The following is a 22,950-nucleotide window of genomic DNA, read 5'->3' on the forward strand; positions in this document are numbered from 1 at the left end:
AGGCACCTGGAATATGGGGTGACCAGGCTTTGCCTCGTGCCGGGGCAATGCCTCGCGCCGCTAGAAGGCGCGGAAGGTGACGACGGTAAACGTGTCCTTGATGCCCGGAAGAATCTGCACCTTCTCGTTGACGAAATGGCCGACGTCTTCCTCATCGTCGACATAGAATTTGGCGAGCAGATCGTAATTGCCGGCGGTGGAGTAGATTTCCGACGCGATCTCGGCGTCGGCAAGCGCGCTGGCAACCTCGTAGGATTTGCCCAGCTCGCATTTGATCTGCACGAAAAACGCCTTCATGGCTTCGTCTCGCTAAACTTCCAGTCCAAGCGGCCCTTCTGGCAGACTGGCGGCAGCCTTTCAAGCACTGGAATGCGCACTTAGCCGGCGCGGGCCCCGGCAACGGCCTCGCGCAGCTACGATGAAGGCCCACCTTAAAAGGAAGCTCAAGCATATGGAATCCGCCACGGCGAGACCAATATTGGCCGTCACTGAAACCGTGGAGCCCCCTCACGCGTATGTTAGGATGTCTCCTGAAAACTTGTCTGGAGACATCTTTAGAGGGAGGTGGAGACAGCCATGCGCCGTGGTTTTTCGCATTCGCGTTCGTTTCGCTCATGCTGGCTTCCTCGGCGTTTGCCGGCGATGCCGAGATCAACGCCGGCCAGGCCGTCATCGACGGTCAATTGAAGGCCCTCATCGCCAATGACGGCGCCAAGGCCTACAGCTTCGCCGCCCCGAACGTTAAGCAGATATTCCCGACCGTCGACGCCTTCATGAACATGGTGACCAACGGCTACCCGCCGGTGCGCAAGCCACAGTCCTACTCCTTCGGCAAGGTCGAGGTGACCGGCCCGGGTTCGATCGTCCAGCAAGTGCTGATCGTCGGCCCCGACGGCAAGAACTACGAGGCGGTCTACACGCTACAGCAACAACCCGACGGCACCTTCCAGATCACCGGCTGCAGCCTGCGCGCGTCGAATTCGCTGACCACCTGAACCACCCCCAGCTGGCTCAGCTCAATCCTGGCGCTTATAGAGCGTCCAGCCCTGGCCCGACAGCCCCCAACTCGTCGAGGCGTCAACACGATCATAGGCCAACATGCAGTCGGACGTGGCGGCGACATGCTCCGGCTGCCGGTCTGTGGCGCCCTCGAGGATCAGCCAGGACGGACGCTCGTCACATATTTTGTCGGCCGCGACGAGCGATGGCTGGCGTCCCATGCGTTTGGCAAAATAGTTGACAATCACAGCGATCCGAAAGTCTTGATTGCTGGCGTAGCCCGTTGCGCCACCGCGCGTCATCTCTTCAACGAAGACGGCATAGGATCCGCGTCCCTTTTCGTAGAATGGCAACAGAAACGTCGTCGTGCCGGCAAGAATTGCCACGAGCCCTCCCATGGCGACAAGCCGATATACGCCAGCCGCGGCTACCCCGAGTGCGAGCAACTCGCCCGCGCAAAGCAACAGCAATGTTGCGCTGACCAGAAAGTAGCGCGCGAAATGGAGGTTCGGCAGTTGTGTTATCGCCATGAGAATAGGCAGTCCGATAATCCCGAAGGCATAGAGACTGGCCCGCCGATCGCGCCGAATACCGGCGAACACACAGACAAGGCCGCAGGCCAAGGCGATACAGGCTAGGTCGCCGACCCAGGACGGCAGGCCAAACAGATAGCGGATCATTCCGCCGTACCCTTGGGCGAAGGCCTGAAGCGAGAACGGCGAAACGCCACCGACCTTGAAGCCAAACATCTGGCTGCCGATCATTACGCAGGCGGCGAGCGGCAACAGGGCCAGGAAGGCTGGCTTGAAAATCTGCCCTAGTCCGACATTGACGCGACCGATGCTGGCGGTGCGCCGCCAGATGAGCCAGGCGCTCCAGGCCACCAGAACCACCACCGTTTCTATCATCGTGAGGTGGGACAAGAAACCGAGAAGGATGATACCCGCAAACGCTATGTCTGAACGGCCTGTGTCGAAGCGGCGCTCCAGGAAGACGACGGAGAGGAGCGTGAACAACACCAGCCCCGAATAGCCTCTCGCCTCGGAGCCGTAATGGACCATCGGATAGCTCACCGCAAACAGCAGGCTTGTAATCACACCAGCCCATCGTCCGCGCGCAGCCACGGCTGCGGCAATGATTGTGCAGACGCCCAACGCAATCGACAGGCCGCGCTGAATCAGAGGCGAGGCGTAAGGACCGATCAGATACAGGTAGATCGAATTGAGGAAATGATTGTTGTCGTGGTTTACGTGCCAGAATATCTGGTCGATTGAGGTAAGCGGCTCTAGTAGCGAGAAGCTCCAGATCTCGTCTAGCCAGAGATCGCCGCGCGCACCCAGCAATCGTAAAACGAGGCCGATTGCGGCGATCGCGGCAATCGACAGCAAACCGAAACTCCAATGCTTGAGCACCGCCAAACACGGCGGATTAGCATAATTATTAGTTACAGCTAATTTAGAATTGTTGACAGATGCATTTGCTATTGTGAACAGTTTCTCGCCCCAAGCATGAATACAGCTCGGAACAATTACTCTCGGTTCTGTTTAGAAAGAGTGTCCTGGCGCCCACAATTCAAAGTACGGGCAGGTCACCTTTGGCCCAACCCTCGGATATTTCGCCCGCGCGCGGTTCGAAGGCACCGACTGCGATCGCGGCCCGGATGTCCTGCATCAGATTCTGATAGTAGGAAAGATTGTTCCAGGTCAGCAGCATCGCCCCGAGCGCCTCCTGCGAGCGCACCAGATGGTGCAGATAGGCGCGCGAATAGTCGCGCGCCGCCGGGCAATCGCTCTCTTCGTCAAGGGGGCGCGGATCGTCGGCGTGGCGGGCGTTGCGCAGGTTGACCTTGCCGCGCCTTGTATAGGCAAGGCCGTGCCGGCCGGCTCGGGTCGGCATCACGCAGTCGAACATGTCGATGCCACGCGCCACCGATTTCAGGATATCGTCCGGCGTGCCGACGCCCATCAGATAGCGCGGCTTGCCGTCAGGCAGTTCCGGGCACGTGATGTCGAGCATGTCCAGCATCACCGCTTGCGGCTCGCCGACGGCCAGCCCGCCGACCGCATAGCCTTTCAGGTTCATCGCGCTCAGCGCCTGCGCCGAGCGCACCCTGAGCGCGGCATTGTCGCCACCCTGCACGATGCCGAACATCGCCTTGCCCGGTTGGTCGCCGAATGCCGTCTTGCAGCGCTCCGCCCAGCGCAGTGACAGCTCCATCGCGCGCTCGATCTCTTTGAACTCGGCGGGCAGAGCCGTACACTCATCGAGCTGCATCTGGATATCGGAATCGAGCAGTCCCTGGATCTCGATCGAGCGCTCCGGCGACATCTCGTAGGCCGCGCCGTCGATATGGGAGCGGAACGTGACGCCTTTCTCGGTCAGCTTCCTCAGCTTCGACAGCGACATCACCTGGAATCCGCCGCTGTCGGTCAGGATCGGGTGCGGCCAGCGGGCGAATTCGTGCAGACCGCCGAGCCGCGCCACGCGCTCGGCTCCGGGGCGAAGCATCAGGTGATATGTGTTGCCCAGGATGATGTCTGCGCCGACACCGCGCACCTGGTCCATATACATCGCTTTGACCGTGCCGCCGGTGCCGACCGGCATGAAGGCCGGCGTGCGGATTTCGCCGCGCGGCATCTCGATCAGGCCGCGCCGCGCCTTGCCATCGGTCGCCAGCACCTTGAAGGTGAACGTCTCAGCCATTGAATTCCTTGTCGTGAGCTGGCGCCTCGGATCCTATCCGTCCAGCATGCGGAGACCCATCGCTCATCTCCGCTCGATAAAGCAGGCTTGCGTCGCCATAGGAATAGAACCTGTAACGGTTCGCGATGGCATGCGCGTAGGCGGCACGCATCGTGTCGAGGCCGCTGAAGGCTGAAACCAGCATGAACAGTGTCGAGCGCGGCAGATGGAAATTGGTCATCAGCATGTCGGCGGTGCGAAAGCGGTAACCGGGCGTGATGAAGATGTCGGTCGGTCCGGACCATGGCGCCAGCGTGCCGTCTGCACGCGCCGCGCTCTCCAGCAGGCGCAGCGAGGTCGTACCGACGGCAATGATGCGCCCGCCCCTCGCCTTCGCTGCATTCAACGCGTCGGCGGTCGCAGCGCCGACCGAGCCGATCTCGGCATGCATCTTGTGGTCGGAGGTGTCTTCGGCCTTGACCGGCAGAAATGTGCCGGCACCGACATGCAAGGTGACGAAGCGGCGTTCGATGCCCTTGGCGTCGAGCCTGGCAAACAGCTCCGGCGTGAAATGCAGGCCAGCGGTGGGCGCGGCAACGGCACCCTCTTCCCGGGCATAGATGGTCTGGTAATCGGCGCGGTCGCGCTCGTCATCGTCACGCTTCGAAGCAATGTAGGGCGGCAGCGGAATGTGGCCGACCGCGTGCAGCGCCTCGTCGAGGAACGCCCCTGACAGGTCGAAGCCGAGCAGCGCTTCACCGCCCTCGCCCTTTTCGACCACGGTGGCGTCGAGTTGGCCAAGGAAACAGGAATTGCCGTCATGGCCGAAATGGATGCGATCGCCGGTGGCAACACGCTTGCCCGGCCGCATGAAGGCCAGCCAGCGGTCCGGAGCCATGCGCATGTGCAGCGTGGCCTCGACCTGCGCGGTCGCTTCGCCGCGCTGTCTGATGCCTTTCAGCTGCGCTGGAATGACCTTGGTGTCGTTGAAGACCAGCACGTCGCCGGCTCGGAGCAGGGAAGGCAGGTCGCCAACCGTCCGGTCCTCCAGCCCCTCGCCCGGCTTGACCACCAGCATTTTGGCGGCGTCGCGCGGCTCTGCCGGGCGAAGCGCGATACGCTCCTCCGGCAGATCGAAGTCGAAGAGGTCGACGCGCATCAGTAGAGCCGGACGAGCAGCGCTCCGGCCAACAGAAGCACCGCACCGGCGATGCGGCCGAGCGAGATTTCACGCACCGCGACACCAAGGAAGCCGACGCGGTCGATGAGCATGCCGGCGAGCAACTGACCGGCCACCAGGAACGCCATGAGGGCGGCGGCACCAATGCGCGGCGTCAGGATGGTGGAGAGCGTCACATAGAAGCCGCCGAGCATGCCGCCAGCGACGAACAACCATGGCGCCGGTGCCTTCCAGTCCAGTGAAATGCCTTGCAGCTTCACCACCGCGACCGAGATGATGCCGAGCACGACCGCGCCCGACAGGAATGAAAACGCGGCCGCCGCCACCGGGAGACCCAGGCCGCGCGCAAGCTGCGAGTTGATCGGCGCCTGAATGGCAATGAAGGCGCCGGACAGGATGCCGAGAAGCGACCAGATGACGCCCATCATTGTCGGTTCGCCTTACTTGACGTCAGCCGCGACCTTCAGCGACACGATCTTGTCAGGATCCTGCACCGGTTCGCCGCGCTTGATCTTGTCGACATTGTCCATGCCTTCGATGACCTGGCCCCAGACCGTGTACTGGCGGTTGAGGAACGCAGCGTCGTCGAAGCAGATGAAGAACTGCGAGTTGGCCGAGTTCGGGTTCTGCGAACGGGCCATCGAGCAGGTGCCGCGGCCGTGGTTCGCGTTGGAAAATTCAGCCTTCAGATCAGGCTTTTCCGAGCCGCCCATGCCGGCGCGGGACGGCGCGAACGAGGGCTTGCTCGAATTGCCGAACTTGACGTCGCCGGTCTGCGCCATGAAGCCTTCGATGACGCGATGGAAGACCACGCCGTCATAGGCGCCTTCGCGGGCCAACTCCTTGATGCGGGCGACGTGGCCGGGCGCCAAATCGGGAAACAGTTCGATGACGACCTTGCCCTTGGTCGTTTCCATGATGAGCGCGTTCTCGCGATCCTTGATCTCAGCCATGTCAGATATCCTTTCGAGAAAATGAGACTATTTGTCAGCGGCGATGCGCACTTTGATCATGCGGTCGGGATCGGTGACGGTACCGTTGTCCGCCTCATCGCCCTTCTTGATCTTGTCCACCAGGTCCATGCCGCTGACGACATTGCCCACGATGGTGTACTGGCCATCGAGCGGCGGTGCCGGTGCGAACATGATGAAGAACTGCGAATTGGCGGAGTTCGGATCCTGCGAGCGGGCCATGCCGACCACGCCACGCTTGTAGTGCTCCGTCTGCGAGAATTCGGCCGGCAGGTCGGGCAGGTCCGAACCGCCGGTGCCGACGGCCTGGGCATTGAAGCCCTTCTTCATATTGCCGAACTTCACGTCGCCGGTTTGCGCCATGAAGCCGTCGATGACGCGGTGGAACGCGACATTGTCGTAGGCATGATCACGCACCAGTTTCTTAATCTGCGCGACATGCTTGGGCGCCAGGTCGGGGCGCAGCGCGATGGTGACGTCGCCGTCCTTCAGCGTAATGATCATGGTGTTTTCCGGATCGGCGGCATAGGCCGAAACCGATGCGGTCAAGAGACCGGCGAGCACAACAAATAATGAGGCGAGCCTTTTGAGCTGCATGAGGATTTTCTCCGAGCTTATTTCGCGAATTTTGCGGTGAGCGCACCGGCCACGGCCGCCGGCACGAAGGGGCGGATGTCGCCGCCCATCGAGGCTATCTGGCGCACAAGTGTGGCGGTAATGGTGCGCACCGACGGGCTGGCGGGCAGGAAAACCGTCTGCAACTCCGGCGCCATGGTTTCGTTCATGCCGGCCATCTGCATTTCGTAGTCGAGGTCGGTGCCGTCGCGCAAACCGCGGATCATGATCGAGGCGCCTTCTTTTCTCGCGGCATCAATCACCAGCCCATCGAAAGCCACGACCTTGATACGGCTGCCATCACGGCCGAATTCGGCTTGCGTGGCGGCTTCAATAAGCTGCACCCGCTCCTCGAAGGAGAACAGCGGCTTTTTGCCCGGATGGATGCCGATCGCCGCATAGACGATATCGGCAACCGCCAGCGACGCCTTCAGCACATCGAGATGGCCGTTGGTCAGCGGGTCGAAGGAGCCGGCATAAAGGGCGATGCGTTCGGTCATGCGGGAGCTTCTAGCGAGCCTCTCTCACAAAGGCAAATCCGATTGGCAGGCGGCCCATGAACCTTTTCGGGCGCATGAACGACAGATGAATACGCCGATCACGAAGCCTTCACGCAGCGTTCACTAGGTTGAGCCCTTCATAAGATGAAACCAAAGTCCCATATATCCGTTGTAAGGCGCAGGAGAACACGCACATGCTGATCTACATGCTCGCCACCGCAATGACCGTCGCCATGCTGATCGCCACAGTATTCGGGCTGCATCAGGAGGCACAGCGCATCCGCGTCAAGGCAACCACCAAGCGCTTGGGAGGCTTCGGCCCGCGCAAGCCGTATCGTCACTACTGACCAGTTTAGACCGCGCCGGCCACTGGGCCGGCGTTGCTGTATCGAATCTGTTCCAGGGACTATTCGGCGCTACCCGGCCCGTCAGTCGAATCGGGCTCCGCGCCACCATCGACGGCCTCGGCCACTTCCTCGTCCGATTGCGGCTCGGAAATCCGCTCGACCGAGACCACCTTTTCACCTTCAGCCGTGTTGAAGATGGTCACGCCCTTGGTGGCGCGGCTGGCGAAACGGATACCGTTGACGGGAACTCGAATGACGGTGCCGCCGTCCGACACCAGCATGATCTGGTCGTCATTGCCGACCGGGAAGGTTGCCACCAGACGGCCGATTTCGGCCACCTTGGACACGTCCGTGGCACGGATGCCCTTGCCGCCACGTCCGGTCAGACGGAAGTCATAGGACGAAGAGCGCTTGCCGTAGCCATACTCGGTGACCGTCAGCACGTATTGTTCGTGCGCCTTGAGGAACTCGTAGCGTTCGTCGGAAAGCTCCGTCTCCTCGTCGACCTCTTCGTTGGTCAGCGCGATCTCTTCTTCCTCACCTGCCGCAATGCCGACGGCAAGCCGCCGTTCGCCCGCCGCCCGCTTGAGATAGGCGGCCCGTTCGGCCGGCGGCGCATCGACATGCTCGATAATCGACATGGAGATGATGCGGTCGGTATCAGCCATGGTGATACCGCGCACGCCGACAGAGTTGCGGCTCTGGAAGACGCGCACGTCGCCGACCGAGAAGCGGATGCACTGGCCGGAGCTGGCGGTCAGCAGCACGTCGTCATTGTCGGTGCAGGTCTCGACACCGAGGATCTCGTCGCCCTCCTCCTCCAGCTTCATGGCGATCTTGCCATTGCGGTTGACCTGGACGAAGTCCGAAAGCTTGTTGCGGCGCACGGTGCCGCGCGTGGTGGCGAACATCACGTCGAGTTCGCCCCAGCTCATCTCGTCCTCCGGCAGCGGCATGATCGTGGTGATGCGCTCGCCCTGCTCCAGCGGCAGCATGTTGATCAGCGCCTTGCCGCGTGACTGCGGATTGCCGATCGGCAGCCGCCAGACCTTTTCCTTGTAGACGATGCCGCGCGAGGAGAAGAACAGCACCGGCGTGTGCGTGTTGGCGACGAACAGCCGGGTGACGAAATCCTCCTCCTTGGTTGACATGCCGGAGCGGCCCTTGCCGCCGCGGCGCTGCGCCCGGTAGAGCGAAAGCGGCACGCGCTTGATGTAGCCGGAATGGCTCACCGTCACGACCATGTCCTCGCGCTGGATCAGGTCCTCGTCTTCCATGTCCGCGCCGCCATCGGTGAGCTCGGTGCGGCGTGGCGTGCCGAATTCGTCGCGCACGGCGGCAAGCTCGTCCTTGACGATCTGCTGGATACGCGCGCGCGACGACAGGATGTCGAGGTAGTCTTTGATCTCGTCGCCGATCGTGTTCAATTCATCGGCGATTTCGTCGCGGCCGAGCGCGGTCAGGCGCTGCAGGCGCAGTTCGAGGATGGCGCGCGCCTGTTCCTCGGACAGATTGTAGGTGCCGTCATCGTTGATGCGGTGGCGCGGATCGTCGATCAGAAGGATCAGCGATTCGACGTCGCCGGAAGGCCAGCGCCGCTCCATCAACTGCTCGCGCGCCGTCTGCGGATCCGGCGCGGTGCGGATAAGCTTGATGACCTCGTCGATATTGGCGACGGCGATGGCCAGACCGACCAGCACATGGGCGCGGTCACGCGCCTTGCGGAGCAGGAACTTTGTCCGCCGGCTGATCACCTCCTCGCGGAAGGTCACGAACGCCTTCAGCATGTCGGTCAGGTTCAGCAGTTCCGGTTTGCCGCCGTTCAGAGCCACCATATTGGCGCCGAAAGAGGTTTGCAGCGGCGTGAAACGGTAGAGCTGGTTGAGGACGACGTCGGCGACGGCGTCACGCTTCAGCTCGACGACGACCCGGTAGCCCTGGCGGTCGCTTTCATCGCGGATGTCGGAAATGCCCTCGATGCGCTTGTCGCGCACCAGCTCGGCCATCTTCTCGATCATCGAAGCCTTGTTCACCTGATAGGGAACCTCGGTGATGATGATCGATTCGCGGTCGTTGCCGCGCTGTTCGATATTGACCTTGCCGCGCATGACGATCGAGCCGCGCCCGGTCGAATAGGCGCTGTAGATGCCGGAGCGGCCAAGCACGATGCCGCCGGTCGGGAAATCCGGCCCCGGAATGATCTCCATCAGGGCCGGCAGGTCGATCGCCGGATTGTCAATGATCGCGATGGCGCCGTTGCAGACTTCACCGAGATTGTGCGGCGGTATGTTGGTCGCCATGCCGACGGCGATGCCGCCCGAGCCGTTGACCAGAAGATTGGGGAAACGCGCCGGCAATACCTTCGGCTCGCTGCCGGAAGCATCGTACGTATCCTGGAAGTCGACGGTTTCCTTGTCGATATCCTCCAGCAATTCATGCGCGACCTTGGTCAGGCGCGACTCGGTATAGCGCATCGCCGCCGGCGGATCGCCATCGATGGAACCGAAATTGCCTTGCCCATCGATCAGCGGTACACGCAGCGACCAGTCCTGCGCCATGCGCACCAGGGCGTCATAGATCGAGGCATCGCCATGCGGATGGTATTTACCCATCACGTCGGCGACCGGACGCGCCGACTTCACATATTTGCGGTTCCAGTGGTAGCCGCTCTCATGGGCGGCAAAGAGAATGCGGCGATGCACCGGCTTCAGGCCATCGCGCACGTCGGGCAACGCACGGCTGACGATCACGCTCATGGCGTAATCGAGATAAGAACGCTGCATCTCCTCGATGATGGATATCGGCTCGATGCCGGTGGGGCCGCCGTCGGGTCCGCGCGGTGTCTTCTGGTCGGTCAAATCGGATCACAATCTAAACAGGAATCACTCGCTGCTTATATAGGAAGCCCGGCCGAAACTCCAATGTCCGCGGTACTTTTCCAGTGTCAATTTTAGTGGTAATTTCAAAAGGATACCACTGATTGCGACGATATGGCCACAGCGCTTTCGCCGCCAGCAAGGCAAAAGCCGGCGATGGACCGTTTTTTCCCCAGACGAAAGCCGCGAGCGCGATGAACTGGAACTCATGGCTGCCCTTGCAGGCGCTGCGCGGTTGGACGCCACGGGATCTCAATGGCGACCTGATCGCGGGTGTAACACTGGCCGCGATCGCCATTCCCGAGCAGATGGCAACAGCCAGGCTCGGCGGCTTTGCTCCGGAGATCGGATTCTTCGCCTTTGTCGCCGGTTCGGTGGCGTTTGCCCTGTTCGGCGCCAATCGCCACCTTTCGGCCGGCGCGGATTCGACCATCACGCCTTTGTTTGCGGGCAGCCTGGCGCTGCTCGCCACCGCTGGATCGCCGCATTATCTGGCGCTGGCAGCCACACTGGCGTTGTTGGTCGGGCTGATCGTGATGCTGAGCGGTATCTTTCGCCTTGGCTGGATCGCCGACCTGCTCTCGGTGCCGGTCACGACGGGCTTTCTGGCCGGCATCGCCGTTCATATCATCGTGTCGCAATTGCCCGGACTGCTCGGCCTGCCAACGGAAAGCGGCGAAACCGTGCGGCGCATCGGCGAGATCGCCGGCAGCCTCCATCTCACCAATCCCTGGAGCCTGACGCTCGGCCTTGGTGTCTTCGCAATCGTGTTCTTTTCCGAGCGTATCAGCGCCCGTATCCCCGGCGCGCTGATCGGCATGGTGCTTGCCACCATCGCGGTCGCCGTCTTCGGCCTCAAGGATCGTGGCGTCGAGGTGCTTGGCGCCTTGCCGAATGGCCTGCCCCAGGCAGGGTCGCCGCTGGCCGGTCTCGACGACCTGCGGGCGCTTTTTCCGCTGGCATTGCTGATCGCCATCGTCGTCATGGTGCAGACGGCCGCCACCTCCCGCTCCTTCGCCTCAAAGGGCGACGCGCCCGACGTCAATCGCGACTTCGTCGGTGTCGGCGCCGGCAGCATCGCGTCCAGTCTCTTCGGCGCCTTCGCCGTCAACGCCAGCCCGCCGCGCACGGCGATCGTCTCCCAATCGGGCGGCCGTTCCCAACTCTCGAGCCTCATTGCCGCGGCGATCGTTCTGGCCCTCGGCGCTTTTGGCGGCGGTCTGCTCGCCGATGTTCCGCAGGCTGCCCTTGCCGGGGTTCTGATGTTCGTCGCCCAGCACATTCTGCGCTGGAAGGTGTTCGCCAGCGTCTACCGGGAGGCGCCGGTCGAATTCGTATTGATCCTGATCACCATGGCGGCCATCGTCGTGCTTCCCATTGAAACCGGCGTCGCGATCGGCATCGGCTTGTCGCTTTTGCATGGAATATGGAGCGCGACCCGGACGCTGCCGATCGAACTGAAACAAGTGCCTGGAACCTCCGTCTGGTGGCCGCCGGGCAAGCGGAGCGGTGGCGAACAACTCCCCGGCGTGCTGGTCCTGGCATTCCAGGCGCCCCTATCCTTCGTCAATGCCGACCGTTTCAAACGCGGTTTTTGTGATCTGGTCGACGCCGGCGGGGGCGATGTGAAACTCGTGGTGCTGGAGGCCAGTAACATTGCCGAGATCGACTACACAGCCGCCCAGGCGTTGATCGAAACCATCATCCATTGCCGCAATGCGGGCGCAATATTCGCCATTGCTCGGATGGAATCGGTACGTGCCCAGGCAGCCCTGGCGCGGTTCGGCATCATCGATCTCGTTGGCCCGCAGCGGATCTTTCACAGTGTCGATACCGCCATCAGGGCTCTGCATTCCGGCGCACTGAAAAACCAGGAGAGTGCGACATGATCGTCCTGAGAGAGCCGCTGGTGACCCCGGTCCCGGTCAAGGAACTGCGGCCAACGCAGATTACCGTCGGGATGCGCGAAGTGAACCTCAAACGCCAGTTGATCCGCTCGCAGAGCGCCGCGACGACGGGTGCCTTTCTGGGCAAGCACATGATCCCGGTCGTGTTGGGGCCAAAAAAGCGCAACTACGTCACCGATCACCATCATCTCGCCCGCGCCCTGGTCGAGGAAGGTATCGAGGATGTTCTTGTGACGGTGATCAGCGATCTTTCGGCGCTGGACAAGGACGCCTTCCTTTTCATGCTCGACAACCGCGGCTGGATGCACCCATTCGATGAAAACGGCCGGCGCCGCGACTACGCCGCCCTGCCCAAGACCATCGGCGAGCTGGTCGACGACCCTTACCGGAGCATGGCGGGCGAACTGCGCCGGCTTGGCGGCTACGCCAAGGACACCACCCCGTTCAGCGAATTCCTGTGGGCGGATTTCCTGCGCCGGCGCGTCGACAGGGGCGCGGTGACGAAAAATTTCGACAAGGCGATGAAAGACGCGCTTGTGCTGGCCAAGGGCAAGGATGCGGATTATCTGCCCGGCTGGTGCGGGCCGACCATGGATTGATGCCGCGGGTGCCGACGCACCTTTTCAGCCGCGGCCCGTGCGCTTGGCGCGATACCGGCCCGGAGTCTCGCCCATGACCCGCCGAAACCGGCGGTTGAAGGTCGACAGGTCGTTGAAGCCGGCTTCGAAGGCAATTGCCGAGATGGCATCGTTCGACGTGCGCAATCGCACCGCCGCGCGATGCAAACGGGTCCTGAGCAGGTACTGATAGGGCGTCATGCCGGCGACCTGCCGGAAGGTGCGCAGGAAATGATAGGGACTGGTCGCGGTCTCGTCCGCCAACGCCGGCAGCGAGATCGGCCCGTCGGCACCCAGTTCGATCCGCCGGACCGAATCGGCGATCCTTTTCTGATCGCGACCGGTTGGCTCCCGCCCGGCAGGCGTGGCGCCGGAGATCGTGGCCACGGCGGCACCCGCGATGCGTAGGGCGAGTTCCTCGAAGGCGTCCGTGTCGGCCATGTCGCGCGCGGCTTCCGCCTCGGCCAGCAGCGGTGCCAGGGCCGGTAACGGCGGCAGGCGTGGCGCCGCGAAGGTAAGCGTCCTGGCGCCAGGTACGTCGGCCACGATCCGGTCCATATAGGCCTGCCCGAAATGGAAGGAGGGGCAACGGTCGCCGCTGCCGTGCTCGTGCCCGCATTCGTAGCACGTGCCGGAATTGCCGAGCAGGAGGCTGCCTGGCGCGAGCATTGCCGTGCCTTGCCGCGCGCGGTAGCGGAAGGTGCCGCTGGTGACCGCCGCGACGCAAAAATCCCGATGCGCTTCCTCGAACGGCCGGTCGCCGGCGCTGGCGGTGCAGACAACGTCCGCGACGTGCCAGCCAGGTCCGGATGCAAGTGTATTCGCGGTCGCCGTCATGGCCGAAATATAGCAATTTTTCCCAAGCCCAGAACCCCGTCAGCGCCTATTCCTCGCGGTCTCCTGACAAGAAGAGATCCGCAGCCATGTTCGACAACTCCTCATTCGCCGAAGCCTTGCACAGCGCCGGACCGATCGATGGGCTCGCCGAAAAACTGAACCTTTACGGCCGCTTCGTCGGCGCATGGACCTTTGACGCCGCGCGCCATCTCGAAGATGGCACGGTGCTGACCGGCCGGGGCGAAGTGCATTTCGGTTGGGCCCTGGAAGGCCGCGCCATCCAGGATGTCTGGATCCTGCCCGCGCGTGACGCCGGGCCCTCGCCATCGCTCGGCAAATGGACCTTCTACGGCACGACGCTGCGGGTCTATGACCCCGGCGTGGATGCCTGGCATATCTTCTGGGGCGATCCGCGCAACCAGTATTTCAGCCGCCAGCTTGGCCGCGCCGAGGGCGATACGATCGTGCAGGTCGGCGCCGATGGCACTGGCGCCTCCGTGCGCTGGAGCTTTTCGCGCATCACCGAAAACTCCTTCCGATGGCTCGGCGAGCGCTCGCACGACGGTGCGGACTGGCACCTCGAAGTCGAGTTCCTGGCGTGCCGCCAATCTGCAAGATAACCCTCCAAAACATTGTAACAATGGAGAAAACCATGTTCGATCATATCTCGATCGGCGTTCGCGACGCCGCCGCCTCCAAGCGTTTCTACGATGCCGCCCTGATGCCGCTTGGCTTCACCTGCCTAAGCCAGTCGCCGGGTTCGCTCGGCTATGGCGCCGAAGGTGTCGCGCTTTGGGTGAACGAGGCGGCACGGCCGGTGGAAGCGGACGAAAGATCCGGCCTGCATTTCTGCTTCGCGGCGCCGACGCGCGGAAGCGTCGATGCCTTTCATGCCGGAGCGTTGCGCGAAGGCGGCAGCGACAATGGTGCGCCCGGCCCGCGCGCCGACTACGGCGAGAACTATTACGCGGCTTTCGTCGTCGACCCGGACGGCTATCGCCTCGAGGCCTATTGCGGCGCTGCCGGCTAACACTGCCGAGCGCTGTAGTTTCGCAGTCCTGACTGTTCCCACCGACCGGGCTTTGTTCTACCAATATCGAAGTGCGGGCGATATCGGAGTGCGGGCTCGGCCCGGCGGGAGGGGTCAGCGATGCCGAGTTTCGACAGCCTGTTCAATGCCTTCGTCACCATTCTCGTGACCATCGATCCGCCCGGCCTGGCGCCTCTGTTCCTGGCCGTGACACGCGGCATGAACCGCGAGGAACGCCAGCAGGTTTCCGTGCGCGCCTCGGTCATCGGCTTCCTGGTGATGGCGCTGTTTGCTGTCGCCGGCGCCTCGATCCTGTCGGTGTTCGGCATCACCCTGCCCGCCTTCCGCGTCGCCGGCGGGTTCTTGCTGTTCTTCATCGCCTTCGAAATGGTGTTCGAGCGCCGGCAGGACCGCAAGGAGAAGATCGGCGACGTCGCCATCACCAAGGATATGATCCACAACATCGCCGCCTTCCCCCTGGCGATCCCGCTGATTGCCGGCCCCGGCGCCATTTCAGCGACGGTGCTGCTCTCCGGCTCGTTTCAGGGTTTTGCGGCGCAGGCGGCCCTGGTCGGCATCATTTTTGTCTGCCTCGTCATCACTTATCTGGTGTTCGTGCTGTCGGAGCGCATCGACCGCATTCTCGGCCAGACCGGCCGCTCGATCCTGACCCGCCTGCTGGGTGTCATCCTGGCGGCGCTGGCCGTGCAGTTCGTGGCGGATGGCATCAAGGCGCTGATGGCTGGTTGAGCGGTATCCCTCAGCCTTACTTCGGCGTCGTATCGACGACCTCGAAATCATGCGTAAGTGTGGCCGTCTTGGCCATCATGGCGGAAGCCGAGCAGTATTTGTCGATCGACAGATCGATCGCGCGCTTGACCTTGTCGCGCGACAGTGCACGGCCCTTGACGATGAAATGCATGTGGATACGGGTGAACACCTTCGGGTCGGTCTCGGCCCTGTCGGCGTCGAGTTCGACCACGCAATCCTCGACCGCCTCGCGACCCTTTTCGAGGATATGGACGACATCGTAGGCCGAGCAGCCGCCGGTGCCGATCAACACCAGCTCCATCGGGCTCGGTCCCGGCGTCCTGCCTTCCGGGCTGGACGCCGTGCCCAGCACGATCTTGTGGTCGCTGCCGGATTCGCCGACGAAGGTGCGCTCCTCCACCCATTTTATCCGTGCCTTCATCGCCCTGTCCTTTCACTTCTTTGATCGAGCCCGCGTCGGCTCAAACCAACAATGCAAAACCCCGAAAGTCCATGCAGGACCTCCGGGGTACACCAAGCACAAGCATTCGCCGTTTGGCACGATCAGAACGGGATTTCGTCGTCCAGTTCGCGCGACGAACCGCCGCCACCGCCGCCCCTGGGAGCATTGCCGCCACCGCGGTTGAAGCCTTCGTTCGGGCTCGACTGGCCAAAATCGGAACCGCGGCTGCTGCCGCCACCGCTGTAGCCGCCGACCTGACCGCCCTCGCCCTGGCCGCGCGCGTCGAGCATCTGCAATTCGCCACGGAATTTCTGCAGCACGACTTCGGTCGTGTATTTGTCGGCGCCCGTCTGGTCCTGCCATTTGCGGGTCTGCAACTGGCCCTCGACATAAACCTTCATGCCCTTCTTCAGATATTGCTCGGCCACCTTGGCGATGCCTTCATTGAAGATGACGACGTTATGCCACTCGGTCTTTTCCTTGCGCTCGCCGGAATTCTTGTCGCGCCAGCTTTCCGAAGTGGCGATGCGGATGTTGACGACCGGCTCGCCCGAGTTCAGGCGGCGGATTTCAGGGTCCGCGCCGAGATTGCCGACCAGAATGACCTTGTTGACGCTACCCGCCATGATATTTCTCCGCGCTCATACGAAACAAATTTTTGTCGCAGCACCTTACAGGCTACGGACGTCAGCCGCCTGCCAAGGCTGGCTTTTCCCACAAGGTTTTTGTTCCCTTTTCGTTCCTATATGCACTGCCGCTGATTGTCAAGGAATGGCAGCAATGCCTGAACGCTGCATATATGGGTCTCAAAACAGCGCTTGCCAAACCGATAAGTATCGACTTATGCTTTTGCCATGATCGAAGCAGAGATTTTCCGCGCCCTGGCCGACCCGACGCGCCGCGCCGTCTTCGAGCGCCTCGCCACAAGTGAGATGAGCGTTTCGGAACTGCGCAGCGGCCTGACGGTGTCGCAGCCGGCCGTGTCGCAGCATCTGGGGGTGCTGCGCGGCGCCGGCTTGGTGGTCGAGCGCCGGGCTGGACGCAACGCTTATTATCGCGCCGATCCGCAGGGGCTTGCCCCGCTGCTCTCCTGGATTGAACGCTATCGGACGTTCTGGCCGGAACGCATTGAAAAGCTGAAGGCCGTTTTGAAGGACATGGATCAATGAAGAATGGATCAATGAAGAACCAAAGCGAAGTCGCCCCGGATGCGCTCGAATTCGAATACGACCTTGCCGAACCGCCGGAGAAGGTGTGGCGGGCGTTGACCGTGCCGGAATTGCTCGCCGCCTGGATGATGCCGAATGACATCAAGCCGCGGGCCGGCAGCCGCTTTGCCTTCGCCGGGCCCGACGCGGCGATCGAATGCGAGATCCTCGACGCCGAGCCCGGGCGCCTGCTGCGCTATTCTTGGCGGGAGCAGCCGAGGGACGCCGCGCGGCGGGATCCACTGGACAGCACCGTCACCTTCACACTCGCCCGCACCCTATCCGGCGGCACGCATCTGCGCGTCGTCCATGACGGCTTTGCCCGCAAGGCGATGCCAGCGGTAGCCATGGCGGGCGGCGGCTGCCGGCTTTCGCTGCGCGGAGCCGGAAAGCCTATCGCCGCCAACGCACCACGTCTTCTGCTGCGCGCGGCCTGAACACGGAAAATCGGAGAAGAAAAATGAGTGGTGTTGCCGGTCTTGTGCCGATGGTGATCGAGCAATCGAGCCGCGGCGAACGCGCCTTCGACATTTTTTCGCGGCTGCTGCGCGAGCGCATCGTCTTCATCAACGGCGAGATCAACGACGACGTCTCGGCGCTGGTCTGCGCACAGCTTCTGTCGCTGGAGTCGGACAATCCAGAAAAAGAGATCTCGCTCTACATCAACTCGCCCGGCGGCATGGTGACCAGCGGCTTCGCCATCTACGACACGATGCAATACATCAGTTGCCCGGTATTGACCGTGTGCATGGGCTTTGCCGCATCGATGGGATCCTTCCTGCTGATGGCAGGCACGGCCGGGCGCCGGATCGCGCTGCCGAACGCGACCATCCTACTGCATCAGCCGCTGGGCGGCTTCCAAGGCCAGGCTTCCGACATCCAGCGGCATGCCGAGCGCATCGGCCAGACCAAGCGCCATATGACCGAACTCTATGCCCAGCATTGTGGCCGCAGCTATGAAGAGGTCGAACGCACGCTCGACCGCGACCATTTCATGACCGCCCGCGAGGCCCAGGCATGGGGCATTGTCGACCATGTTTTCGACACCCGCAAAAAGGCGGCGTAGGACCAGAACAAAGTCAAATCCTGCTGGGTATCGAAGATTTGACGATACCGGTCTGGCTCCGGTAGCGGCAGGCCTCTATAACAGAGGGATGACCGATACTCGTCGATCCGAAACGTCGCACCGTGTCACTGCCGCCGTGGCGCTCATAATCGCCGGCCTTGTGTCCGGCCCGGCGCTTGCCGACGACGCCTCAGCGTCGCCGCCAAAAAGCGCCCTGCCCGGCGTAACCGGCGACTATCGCATCGCCAAGCCGGCCCCGGTGCCCGAACCCGACGACGCGTTCCCCAGCAGCGGCAACGGGCAGTTCAAGATCGGCGATACGGATGTCAGGATTTCCGGCAGCATCACCGTCGATGTTGGGGCCGGCGGGATCAAGCCGCCCAGATAGGCAGAGATGGCGAGCCTGCCAACTCGAGCCGTCCGCCCAAAAGAACAGCCCCGCCGTGCCTTGGGCAAACGGACGGGGCTTTTCTGGATCTCAAATCCATTTTTTGTCGGGAGAGTACTGCCGACGTTGGATTTCGGATGCTTCGCGGCATTCAGCCGACGATCCGACTAACAGTCTCTGATTTTAGGGGATACGGCAGGTCACGGTTTGTCGGGCGGCGCAAACGCCTGCCTCTGGCACTTATGCCTGCCGCGGCTTCAATGACAACTGAAGCCCTGGGGGACTGTCCGGTGGCGTCATGCTCCGCTCCTTTTGTCCGTTGCGACATTGTCGTGGCGAAGCGCAAATCGCAAATGCCTGCGGCGTCTCGCAGGCCGCCTTGGGGCGGCGAGGCCATCGAAAGACAGCCGGCTTCGCTGACTTCTGGAGACTGCCCCCCTGCGCCGGCCACGTCAACCATCAATAGCCGGTTACGGAAAAATGTGATCACCAAGAGGTTACGTTCAGGTCAGTTTCTGCACAGCTTTGTCAGGAGCGTGTTCGGCCTTTGTTCTTTCCGCTTGCCCCTTCGCGCGAAAGACGGTTAAACGACTCTGTCGAGAGTTGTGGCGTGTCTCGACGTGGCGGCAAAAAGACCTACATAGGGGATGGCTGGGAAAACCCGCCAATCCCATGAATTCCAGATCCGAGGCGGCGACCGGCCATGGCCGACCATAAATTCCTTTCCGTTCGCGGGGCGCGCGAACACAATCTGAAGAACGTCGATCTCGACCTGCCGCGTGACAGCCTGATCGTCATGACCGGACTGTCGGGCTCCGGCAAATCGTCGCTCGCCTTCGACACCATCTATGCCGAAGGGCAACGCCGCTATGTCGAGAGCCTCTCGGCCTATGCACGGCAATTCCTTGAAATGATGCAGAAGCCCGACGTCGACCAGATCGACGGCCTGTCGCCGGCCATCTCCATCGAGCAGAAGACCACATCGAAGAACCCGCGTTCGACGGTCGGCACCGTCACCGAGATCTACGACTACATGCGGCTTCTGTTCGCCCGTGTCGGCGTGCCCTATTCTCCGGCCACCGGCCTGCCGATCGAGAGCCAGACGGTCAGCCAGATGGTCGACAGGGTCCTGGCGGTCGAGGAAGGCACACGCCTGTTCCTGCTGGCGCCCATCGTGCGCGGCCGCAAGGGCGAGTACCGCAAGGAACTGCTGGAGTTGCAGAAGAAAGGGTTCCAGCGCGTCAAGGTCGACGGCGTCTTCCATGAAATCGCCGATGTGCCGGCGCTGGACAAGAAATACAAGCATGACATCGACGTCGTCGTCGACCGCATCGTCGTGCGCGGCGATCTTGCCACGCGTCTCGCCGACTCCATCGAGACGGCGCTGAAGCTGGCCGAGGGGCTGGCGGTGGCCGAATTCGCCGACAGGCCGCTCGATGCCAGCCAGACCGGCGAGGATTCGGTCAACAAGTCGAAGAACGAGACGCATGAGCGCATCCTGTTCTCGGAAAAGTTCGCTTGCCCGGTCTCCGGCTTCACCATTCCCGAAATCGAGCCCAGGCTGTTTTCGTTCAACAACCCGTTCGGAGCCTGTCCGACCTGCGACGGTCTCGGCAGCCAGCGCGCCATCGACCCCAACCTCGTGGTGCCGGACGAGAACGTGTCGCTGCGCGACGGCGCCGTCAGCCCGTGGGCAAAGTCGACCTCGCCCTATTATTCGCAGACGCTCGAGGCGTTGGGCAAGGCCTACAACTTCAAGCTGGGCGACAAGTTCAAGGACCTTTCCGCGCAGGCCCAGGAAGCGATCCTGCGCGGCACCGGCGAGCGCGAAATCACCTTCCAGTATGATGACGGGCTGCGCTCCTACAAGACGACCAAGACCTTTGAAGGCGTGATCCCCAATCTCGAGCGGCGCTGGAAGGAGACAGAATCCGCATGGATGCGCGAGGAGATCGAGCGCTTCATGTCGGCGACGCCCTGCCCGGCCTGCAAGGGCTACCGTCTGAAGCCGGAAGCGCTGGCGGTGAAGATCGCCGGCAAGCATATTGGCGAGGTGACGGAACAGTCGATCCGCAACGCCGACAAATGGTTCACCGACCTGCCGGCGCAGCTCAACGACAAGCAGAACGAGATCGCTGTGCGGGTGCTCAAGGAAATCCGCGAGCGCCTCCGCTTCCTCAACGATGTCGGGCTCGATTATCTGACCCTGTCGCGCAATTCCGGCACGCTGTCGGGCGGGGAAAGCCAGCGCATCCGGCTGGCATCGCAGATCGGCTCCGGCCTCACCGGCGTGCTCTACGTGCTGGACGAGCCCTCGATCGGCCTGCATCAGCGCGACAACACCCGGTTGCTCGACACGCTCAAGCACCTGCGCGACATCGGCAACACGGTGATCGTCGTCGAGCATGACGAGGATGCCATATTGCATGCCGACTATGTCGTGGACATGGGTCCGGCCGCCGGCATCCATGGCGGCGAGATCATCGCCCAGGGCACGCCGCAGCAGGTGATGGCCAACCCCAATTCGATCACCGGCAAATATCTGTCGGGCGCGCTTGAGGTGGCAACGCCGGCCATTCGCCGCGAAGCCAAGAAGAACCGGCGGCTGAAGGTCGTCGGCGCGCGCGGCAACAATCTGAAGAACGTCACCGCCGAAATCCCGCTTGGCACCTTCACCGCGGTCACCGGCGTGTCGGGCGGCGGCAAGTCGACCTTCCTGATCGAGACGCTGTTCAAGGCGGCGTCGCGCCGCATCATGGGCTCGCGCGAGCATCCGGCCGAGCATGACCGCATCGAGGGGCTCGAATTCCTCGACAAGGTCATCGACATCGACCAGTCCCCCATCGGGCGGACCCCTCGTTCAAACCCGGCCACCTACACCGGCGCCTTCACGCCGATCCGCGACTGGTTTGCCGGCCTCCCCGAAGCGAAGGCGCGCGGCTACCAGCCAGGCCGCTTCTCCTTCAACGTCAAGGGCGGCCGCTGCGAGGCCTGCCAGGGCGACGGCGTCATCAAGATCGAGATGCACTTCTTGCCCGACGTCTATGTCACCTGCGACGTCTGCCACGGCAAGCGCTACAACAGGGAGACGCTCGACGTGCTGTTCAAGGGCAAGTCGATCGCCGACGTGCTCGACATGACCGTCGAGGAAGGCATCGATTTCTTCGCCGCCGTGCCTGGCGTGCGCGACAAGCTCGACACGCTGAAGCAGGTCGGCCTTGGCTACATCCATATCGGCCAGCAGGCGACGACCCTGTCGGGCGGCGAGGCACAGCGCATCAAGCTGGCCAAGGAACTGTCGCGCAAGGCAACCGGCAAGACGCTCTACATTCTCGACGAGCCGACCACCGGCTTGCACTTCCACGACGTCGCCAAATTGCTGGAAGTGCTGCACGAACTGGTCGACCAGGGCAACACGGTGGTCGTCATCGAGCACAATCTCGAGGTGATAAAAACCGCCGACTGGGTGCTCGATCTCGGCCCCGAAGGCGGTGACGGCGGCGGCGAACTGGTCGCCTCCGGCACGCCGGAAGCGATCGTGCGGGAGAAGCGCAGCTACACCGGCCAGTTCCTCAAGGAACTCTTGGAGCGGCGCCCCGGAGGCAAGCGCGAAGCGGCGGAGTGATGGCGACGAACGGCATCATTTCGCTTCGGAGCCGCTTCGGCGTGACCGAGACCATCGATCGGTTGGCCGAAACTGCCGCCCGTGCCGGACTGCGCGTCTTCGCGCGCATCGATCACGCGGCCGGCGCGCGCGATGTCGGCGCGTCGCTGCGGCCGACGGAACTGCTGATTTTCGGCAATCCGAGGGGCGGCACACCGCTGATGCAGGACCAGCAGCTTGCCGGCATCGACCTGCCGGTGAAGGCGCTGGCCTGGGAGGATGCGGAAGGCAAGGTGTGGCTGTCCTGCAATGACGCGCATTGGCTGGCTGAGCGCCATGGGCTCGGCGATGCCAGCCGCGATGCTGTCACCGCCATTGCCGCAGGCATGGAAAAGGTGATTGCGGCCGCTGCCGGGATGGACCGATCATGAGGCTTGCCCGCCCCGAAGATCTCGCCGCGATCGTCGCGCTGACGCAAGCGGCTTATGCTCCTTACGACGCCATACTCGACGCGCCGCCGATCCCGGTTACCGAGGACTACGCACCGCGTATCGCCCGGGGCGAGGTCTGGCTTCTGGAGAGTGGCGACAGCCTTGCCGGACTGATCACGCTGGAACGCCATCCCGACCACGCGATGATCTTCTCCGTCGCGGTCGCTCCCGCCTTCCAGGGCAAGGGATTTGGCATAGCACTGCTCGATCACGCGGATGAACAGGCGCGTCTGTGGGGTTTGGCGGAAGTGCGGCTCTACACCAACGCGAAGATGGAACGGAACATCGCGCTCTATACCGCCTGCGGCTACCGTGAAACCGGTCGCCGGCCCAATCCCTACCGGCCGGGATGGATACTGGTCGACATGGCCAAGCCGCTCGACAGGTCCACCACGGCCTGATCGCCATTAGAAATCTGG

The 22,950-nt window shown here is 62.7% G+C and carries 26 protein-coding genes; 14 read left to right on the top strand and 12 right to left on the bottom strand.

Annotated elements, in window-relative coordinates; translation table 11 throughout:
- Window positions 1-60: 60 nt before the first annotated feature.
- Entirely contained in the window at window positions 61-297 is a 237-nt protein-coding gene (locus tag LB556_RS02240) for an Lrp/AsnC family transcriptional regulator (RefSeq protein WP_010909609.1), read from the bottom strand.
- 317 nt (window positions 298-614) lie between these two features.
- Here LB556_RS02240 and LB556_RS02245 point away from each other — a divergent pair, with 317 nt between their 5' ends.
- Window positions 615-995, top strand: coding sequence for a DUF4864 domain-containing protein (locus LB556_RS02245; protein ID WP_224562836.1), 381 nt, complete (start codon window positions 615-617; stop codon window positions 993-995).
- 21 nt (window positions 996-1,016) lie between these two features.
- Here the strand turns inward: LB556_RS02245 and LB556_RS02250 are convergent, their stop codons facing one another.
- The 7 genes from LB556_RS02250 to coaD all read right to left on the bottom strand — a co-directional run bounded on the left by LB556_RS02250 (window position 1,017) and on the right by coaD (window position 6,947).
- On the bottom strand, window positions 1,017-2,387 hold the full coding sequence (locus tag LB556_RS02250) for a hypothetical protein (protein ID WP_224562840.1): 1,371 nt from the start codon (window positions 2,385-2,387) through the stop codon (window positions 1,017-1,019).
- 184 nt (window positions 2,388-2,571) lie between these two features.
- Window positions 2,572-3,702 carry a tRNA guanosine(34) transglycosylase Tgt gene (gene tgt / locus LB556_RS02255; protein ID WP_224562843.1) on the bottom strand — a complete coding sequence of 377 codons (1,131 nt, stop codon included), beginning with the start codon at window positions 3,700-3,702 and terminating at the stop codon, window positions 2,572-2,574.
- Window positions 3,695-4,840 carry a tRNA preQ1(34) S-adenosylmethionine ribosyltransferase-isomerase QueA gene (queA, locus tag LB556_RS02260; RefSeq protein ID WP_224562845.1) on the bottom strand — a complete coding sequence of 382 codons (1,146 nt, stop codon included), beginning with the start codon at window positions 4,838-4,840 and terminating at the stop codon, window positions 3,695-3,697. Before queA ends, tgt begins: the two co-directional genes overlap by 8 nt.
- Window positions 4,840-5,289, bottom strand: a complete 450-nt coding sequence (locus LB556_RS02265) for a DMT family transporter (RefSeq protein ID WP_224562847.1) — start codon at window positions 5,287-5,289, stop codon at window positions 4,840-4,842. The genes queA and LB556_RS02265 overlap by 1 nt, the downstream gene beginning before the upstream one ends.
- 12 nt (window positions 5,290-5,301) lie before the next feature.
- Entirely contained in the window at window positions 5,302-5,814 is a 513-nt protein-coding gene (locus tag LB556_RS02270) for a peptidylprolyl isomerase (RefSeq protein ID WP_015317720.1), read from the bottom strand.
- 27 nt (window positions 5,815-5,841) lie between these two features.
- Window positions 5,842-6,429, bottom strand: a complete 588-nt coding sequence (locus LB556_RS02275; protein ID WP_224562849.1) for a peptidylprolyl isomerase — start codon at window positions 6,427-6,429, stop codon at window positions 5,842-5,844.
- A 17-nt stretch (window positions 6,430-6,446) separates the two neighbouring features.
- The gene (coaD, locus tag LB556_RS02280; RefSeq protein WP_224562852.1) at window positions 6,447-6,947 is read right to left on the bottom strand and encodes a pantetheine-phosphate adenylyltransferase; all 501 of its coding nucleotides are present in this window, start codon (window positions 6,945-6,947) and stop codon (window positions 6,447-6,449) included.
- Window positions 6,948-7,141: 194 nt separating this feature from the next.
- Between coaD and LB556_RS02285 the strand changes: the two genes are divergently transcribed.
- The gene (locus tag LB556_RS02285) at window positions 7,142-7,294 is read left to right on the top strand and encodes a hypothetical protein (protein ID WP_224562855.1); all 153 of its coding nucleotides are present in this window, start codon (window positions 7,142-7,144) and stop codon (window positions 7,292-7,294) included.
- 59 nt (window positions 7,295-7,353) lie between these two features.
- On the opposite strand, the gene gyrA is transcribed toward LB556_RS02285, so the two are convergent.
- A complete protein-coding gene (gene gyrA, locus LB556_RS02290; RefSeq protein ID WP_224562857.1) occupies window positions 7,354-10,152 on the bottom strand; it encodes a DNA gyrase subunit A in 2,799 nt (932 codons plus the stop codon).
- Between the two features lie 212 nt (window positions 10,153-10,364).
- On the opposite strand from gyrA, the gene LB556_RS02295 reads away from it, so the two are divergent.
- Window positions 10,365-12,059, top strand: coding sequence for a SulP family inorganic anion transporter (locus tag LB556_RS02295; protein ID WP_224563850.1), 1,695 nt, complete (start codon window positions 10,365-10,367; stop codon window positions 12,057-12,059).
- Window positions 12,056-12,676, top strand: a complete 621-nt coding sequence (locus LB556_RS02300; protein ID WP_224562859.1) for a ParB-like protein — start codon at window positions 12,056-12,058, stop codon at window positions 12,674-12,676. Before LB556_RS02295 ends, LB556_RS02300 begins: the two co-directional genes overlap by 4 nt.
- Before the next feature lie 24 nt (window positions 12,677-12,700).
- Here LB556_RS02300 and LB556_RS02305 read toward each other — a convergent pair whose 3' ends face one another.
- Window positions 12,701-13,531 carry a helix-turn-helix transcriptional regulator gene (locus tag LB556_RS02305; protein ID WP_224562861.1) on the bottom strand — a complete coding sequence of 277 codons (831 nt, stop codon included), beginning with the start codon at window positions 13,529-13,531 and terminating at the stop codon, window positions 12,701-12,703.
- 86 nt (window positions 13,532-13,617) lie between these two features.
- Here LB556_RS02305 and LB556_RS02310 point away from each other — a divergent pair, with 86 nt between their 5' ends.
- The 3 genes from LB556_RS02310 (at window position 13,618) to LB556_RS02320 (ending at window position 15,311) form a co-directional block, all read left to right on the top strand.
- Window positions 13,618-14,151 carry a hypothetical protein gene (locus tag LB556_RS02310; protein WP_224562864.1) on the top strand — a complete coding sequence of 178 codons (534 nt, stop codon included), beginning with the start codon at window positions 13,618-13,620 and terminating at the stop codon, window positions 14,149-14,151.
- A gap of 32 nt (window positions 14,152-14,183) precedes the next feature.
- The gene (locus LB556_RS02315; RefSeq protein ID WP_224562869.1) at window positions 14,184-14,561 is read left to right on the top strand and encodes a VOC family protein; all 378 of its coding nucleotides are present in this window, start codon (window positions 14,184-14,186) and stop codon (window positions 14,559-14,561) included.
- Window positions 14,562-14,681: 120 nt separating this feature from the next.
- On the top strand, window positions 14,682-15,311 hold the full coding sequence (locus tag LB556_RS02320) for a MarC family protein (RefSeq protein WP_224562872.1): 630 nt from the start codon (window positions 14,682-14,684) through the stop codon (window positions 15,309-15,311).
- Window positions 15,312-15,327: 16 nt separating this feature from the next.
- Here LB556_RS02320 and LB556_RS02325 read toward each other — a convergent pair whose 3' ends face one another.
- Entirely contained in the window at window positions 15,328-15,753 is a 426-nt protein-coding gene (locus tag LB556_RS02325; protein ID WP_224562875.1) for an OsmC family protein, read from the bottom strand.
- A 122-nt stretch (window positions 15,754-15,875) separates the two neighbouring features.
- A complete protein-coding gene (locus tag LB556_RS02330; RefSeq protein ID WP_023773877.1) occupies window positions 15,876-16,400 on the bottom strand; it encodes a single-stranded DNA-binding protein in 525 nt (174 codons plus the stop codon).
- A 228-nt stretch (window positions 16,401-16,628) separates the two neighbouring features.
- Here LB556_RS02330 and LB556_RS02335 point away from each other — a divergent pair, with 228 nt between their 5' ends.
- The 7 genes from LB556_RS02335 (at window position 16,629) to LB556_RS02365 (ending at window position 22,932) form a co-directional block, all read left to right on the top strand.
- The gene (locus LB556_RS02335) at window positions 16,629-16,943 is read left to right on the top strand and encodes an ArsR/SmtB family transcription factor (RefSeq protein WP_224562888.1); all 315 of its coding nucleotides are present in this window, start codon (window positions 16,629-16,631) and stop codon (window positions 16,941-16,943) included.
- Complete coding sequence (locus LB556_RS02340) at window positions 16,940-17,419, top strand: SRPBCC family protein (RefSeq protein ID WP_224562890.1); 480 nt, start codon at window positions 16,940-16,942, stop codon at window positions 17,417-17,419. Before LB556_RS02335 ends, LB556_RS02340 begins: the two co-directional genes overlap by 4 nt.
- A gap of 23 nt (window positions 17,420-17,442) precedes the next feature.
- On the top strand, window positions 17,443-18,048 hold the full coding sequence (locus LB556_RS02345; protein ID WP_224562892.1) for an ATP-dependent Clp protease proteolytic subunit: 606 nt from the start codon (window positions 17,443-17,445) through the stop codon (window positions 18,046-18,048).
- 88 nt (window positions 18,049-18,136) lie between these two features.
- Window positions 18,137-18,436, top strand: a complete 300-nt coding sequence (locus LB556_RS02350; RefSeq protein WP_224562895.1) for a hypothetical protein — start codon at window positions 18,137-18,139, stop codon at window positions 18,434-18,436.
- A 703-nt stretch (window positions 18,437-19,139) separates the two neighbouring features.
- Complete coding sequence (gene uvrA, locus LB556_RS02355; RefSeq protein ID WP_224562901.1) at window positions 19,140-22,061, top strand: excinuclease ABC subunit UvrA; 2,922 nt, start codon at window positions 19,140-19,142, stop codon at window positions 22,059-22,061.
- Entirely contained in the window at window positions 22,061-22,471 is a 411-nt protein-coding gene (locus LB556_RS02360) for a DUF302 domain-containing protein (RefSeq protein WP_224562904.1), read from the top strand. The genes uvrA and LB556_RS02360 overlap by 1 nt, the downstream gene beginning before the upstream one ends.
- Complete coding sequence (locus tag LB556_RS02365; RefSeq protein ID WP_224562907.1) at window positions 22,468-22,932, top strand: GNAT family N-acetyltransferase; 465 nt, start codon at window positions 22,468-22,470, stop codon at window positions 22,930-22,932. Before LB556_RS02360 ends, LB556_RS02365 begins: the two co-directional genes overlap by 4 nt.
- Window positions 22,933-22,950 lie beyond the last annotated feature (18 nt).

The sequence above is a fragment of the Mesorhizobium sp. ES1-4 genome (assembly GCF_020164745.1).
In the GTDB taxonomy this organism is placed as follows: Bacteria; Pseudomonadota; Alphaproteobacteria; order Rhizobiales; family Rhizobiaceae; genus Mesorhizobium.

Excerpts from the sequence above, each read along its gene's own strand:
- coaD (WP_224562852.1), bottom strand. The coding sequence starts at position 6,947 with ATGACCGAACGCATCGCCCTTTATGCCGGCTCCTTCGACCCGCTGACC.
- queA (WP_224562845.1), bottom strand. The coding sequence starts at position 4,840 with ATGCGCGTCGACCTCTTCGACTTCGATCTGCCGGAGGAGCGTATCGCG.
- LB556_RS02270 (WP_015317720.1), bottom strand. The coding sequence starts at position 5,814 with ATGGCTGAGATCAAGGATCGCGAGAACGCGCTCATCATGGAAACGACC.
- tgt (WP_224562843.1), bottom strand. The coding sequence starts at position 3,702 with ATGGCTGAGACGTTCACCTTCAAGGTGCTGGCGACCGATGGCAAGGCG.
- LB556_RS02245 (WP_224562836.1), top strand. The coding sequence starts at position 615 with ATGCTGGCTTCCTCGGCGTTTGCCGGCGATGCCGAGATCAACGCCGGC.
- LB556_RS02350 (WP_224562895.1), top strand. The coding sequence starts at position 18,137 with ATGACCGATACTCGTCGATCCGAAACGTCGCACCGTGTCACTGCCGCC.
- LB556_RS02275 (WP_224562849.1), bottom strand. The coding sequence starts at position 6,429 with ATGCAGCTCAAAAGGCTCGCCTCATTATTTGTTGTGCTCGCCGGTCTC.
- LB556_RS02345 (WP_224562892.1), top strand. The coding sequence starts at position 17,443 with ATGAGTGGTGTTGCCGGTCTTGTGCCGATGGTGATCGAGCAATCGAGC.
- LB556_RS02305 (WP_224562861.1), bottom strand. The coding sequence starts at position 13,531 with ATGACGGCGACCGCGAATACACTTGCATCCGGACCTGGCTGGCACGTC.
- LB556_RS02265 (WP_224562847.1), bottom strand. The coding sequence starts at position 5,289 with ATGATGGGCGTCATCTGGTCGCTTCTCGGCATCCTGTCCGGCGCCTTC.
- LB556_RS02315 (WP_224562869.1), top strand. The coding sequence starts at position 14,184 with ATGTTCGATCATATCTCGATCGGCGTTCGCGACGCCGCCGCCTCCAAG.
- LB556_RS02285 (WP_224562855.1), top strand. The coding sequence starts at position 7,142 with ATGCTGATCTACATGCTCGCCACCGCAATGACCGTCGCCATGCTGATC.
- LB556_RS02240 (WP_010909609.1), bottom strand. The coding sequence starts at position 297 with ATGAAGGCGTTTTTCGTGCAGATCAAATGCGAGCTGGGCAAATCCTAC.
- LB556_RS02300 (WP_224562859.1), top strand. The coding sequence starts at position 12,056 with ATGATCGTCCTGAGAGAGCCGCTGGTGACCCCGGTCCCGGTCAAGGAA.
- LB556_RS02295 (WP_224563850.1), top strand. The coding sequence starts at position 10,365 with ATGAACTGGAACTCATGGCTGCCCTTGCAGGCGCTGCGCGGTTGGACG.
- LB556_RS02335 (WP_224562888.1), top strand. The coding sequence starts at position 16,629 with ATGATCGAAGCAGAGATTTTCCGCGCCCTGGCCGACCCGACGCGCCGC.
- LB556_RS02340 (WP_224562890.1), top strand. The coding sequence starts at position 16,940 with ATGAAGAATGGATCAATGAAGAACCAAAGCGAAGTCGCCCCGGATGCG.
- LB556_RS02360 (WP_224562904.1), top strand. The coding sequence starts at position 22,061 with ATGGCGACGAACGGCATCATTTCGCTTCGGAGCCGCTTCGGCGTGACC.
- uvrA (WP_224562901.1), top strand. The coding sequence starts at position 19,140 with ATGGCCGACCATAAATTCCTTTCCGTTCGCGGGGCGCGCGAACACAAT.
- LB556_RS02365 (WP_224562907.1), top strand. The coding sequence starts at position 22,468 with ATGAGGCTTGCCCGCCCCGAAGATCTCGCCGCGATCGTCGCGCTGACG.
- LB556_RS02310 (WP_224562864.1), top strand. The coding sequence starts at position 13,618 with ATGTTCGACAACTCCTCATTCGCCGAAGCCTTGCACAGCGCCGGACCG.
- LB556_RS02320 (WP_224562872.1), top strand. The coding sequence starts at position 14,682 with ATGCCGAGTTTCGACAGCCTGTTCAATGCCTTCGTCACCATTCTCGTG.
- LB556_RS02325 (WP_224562875.1), bottom strand. The coding sequence starts at position 15,753 with ATGAAGGCACGGATAAAATGGGTGGAGGAGCGCACCTTCGTCGGCGAA.
- LB556_RS02330 (WP_023773877.1), bottom strand. The coding sequence starts at position 16,400 with ATGGCGGGTAGCGTCAACAAGGTCATTCTGGTCGGCAATCTCGGCGCG.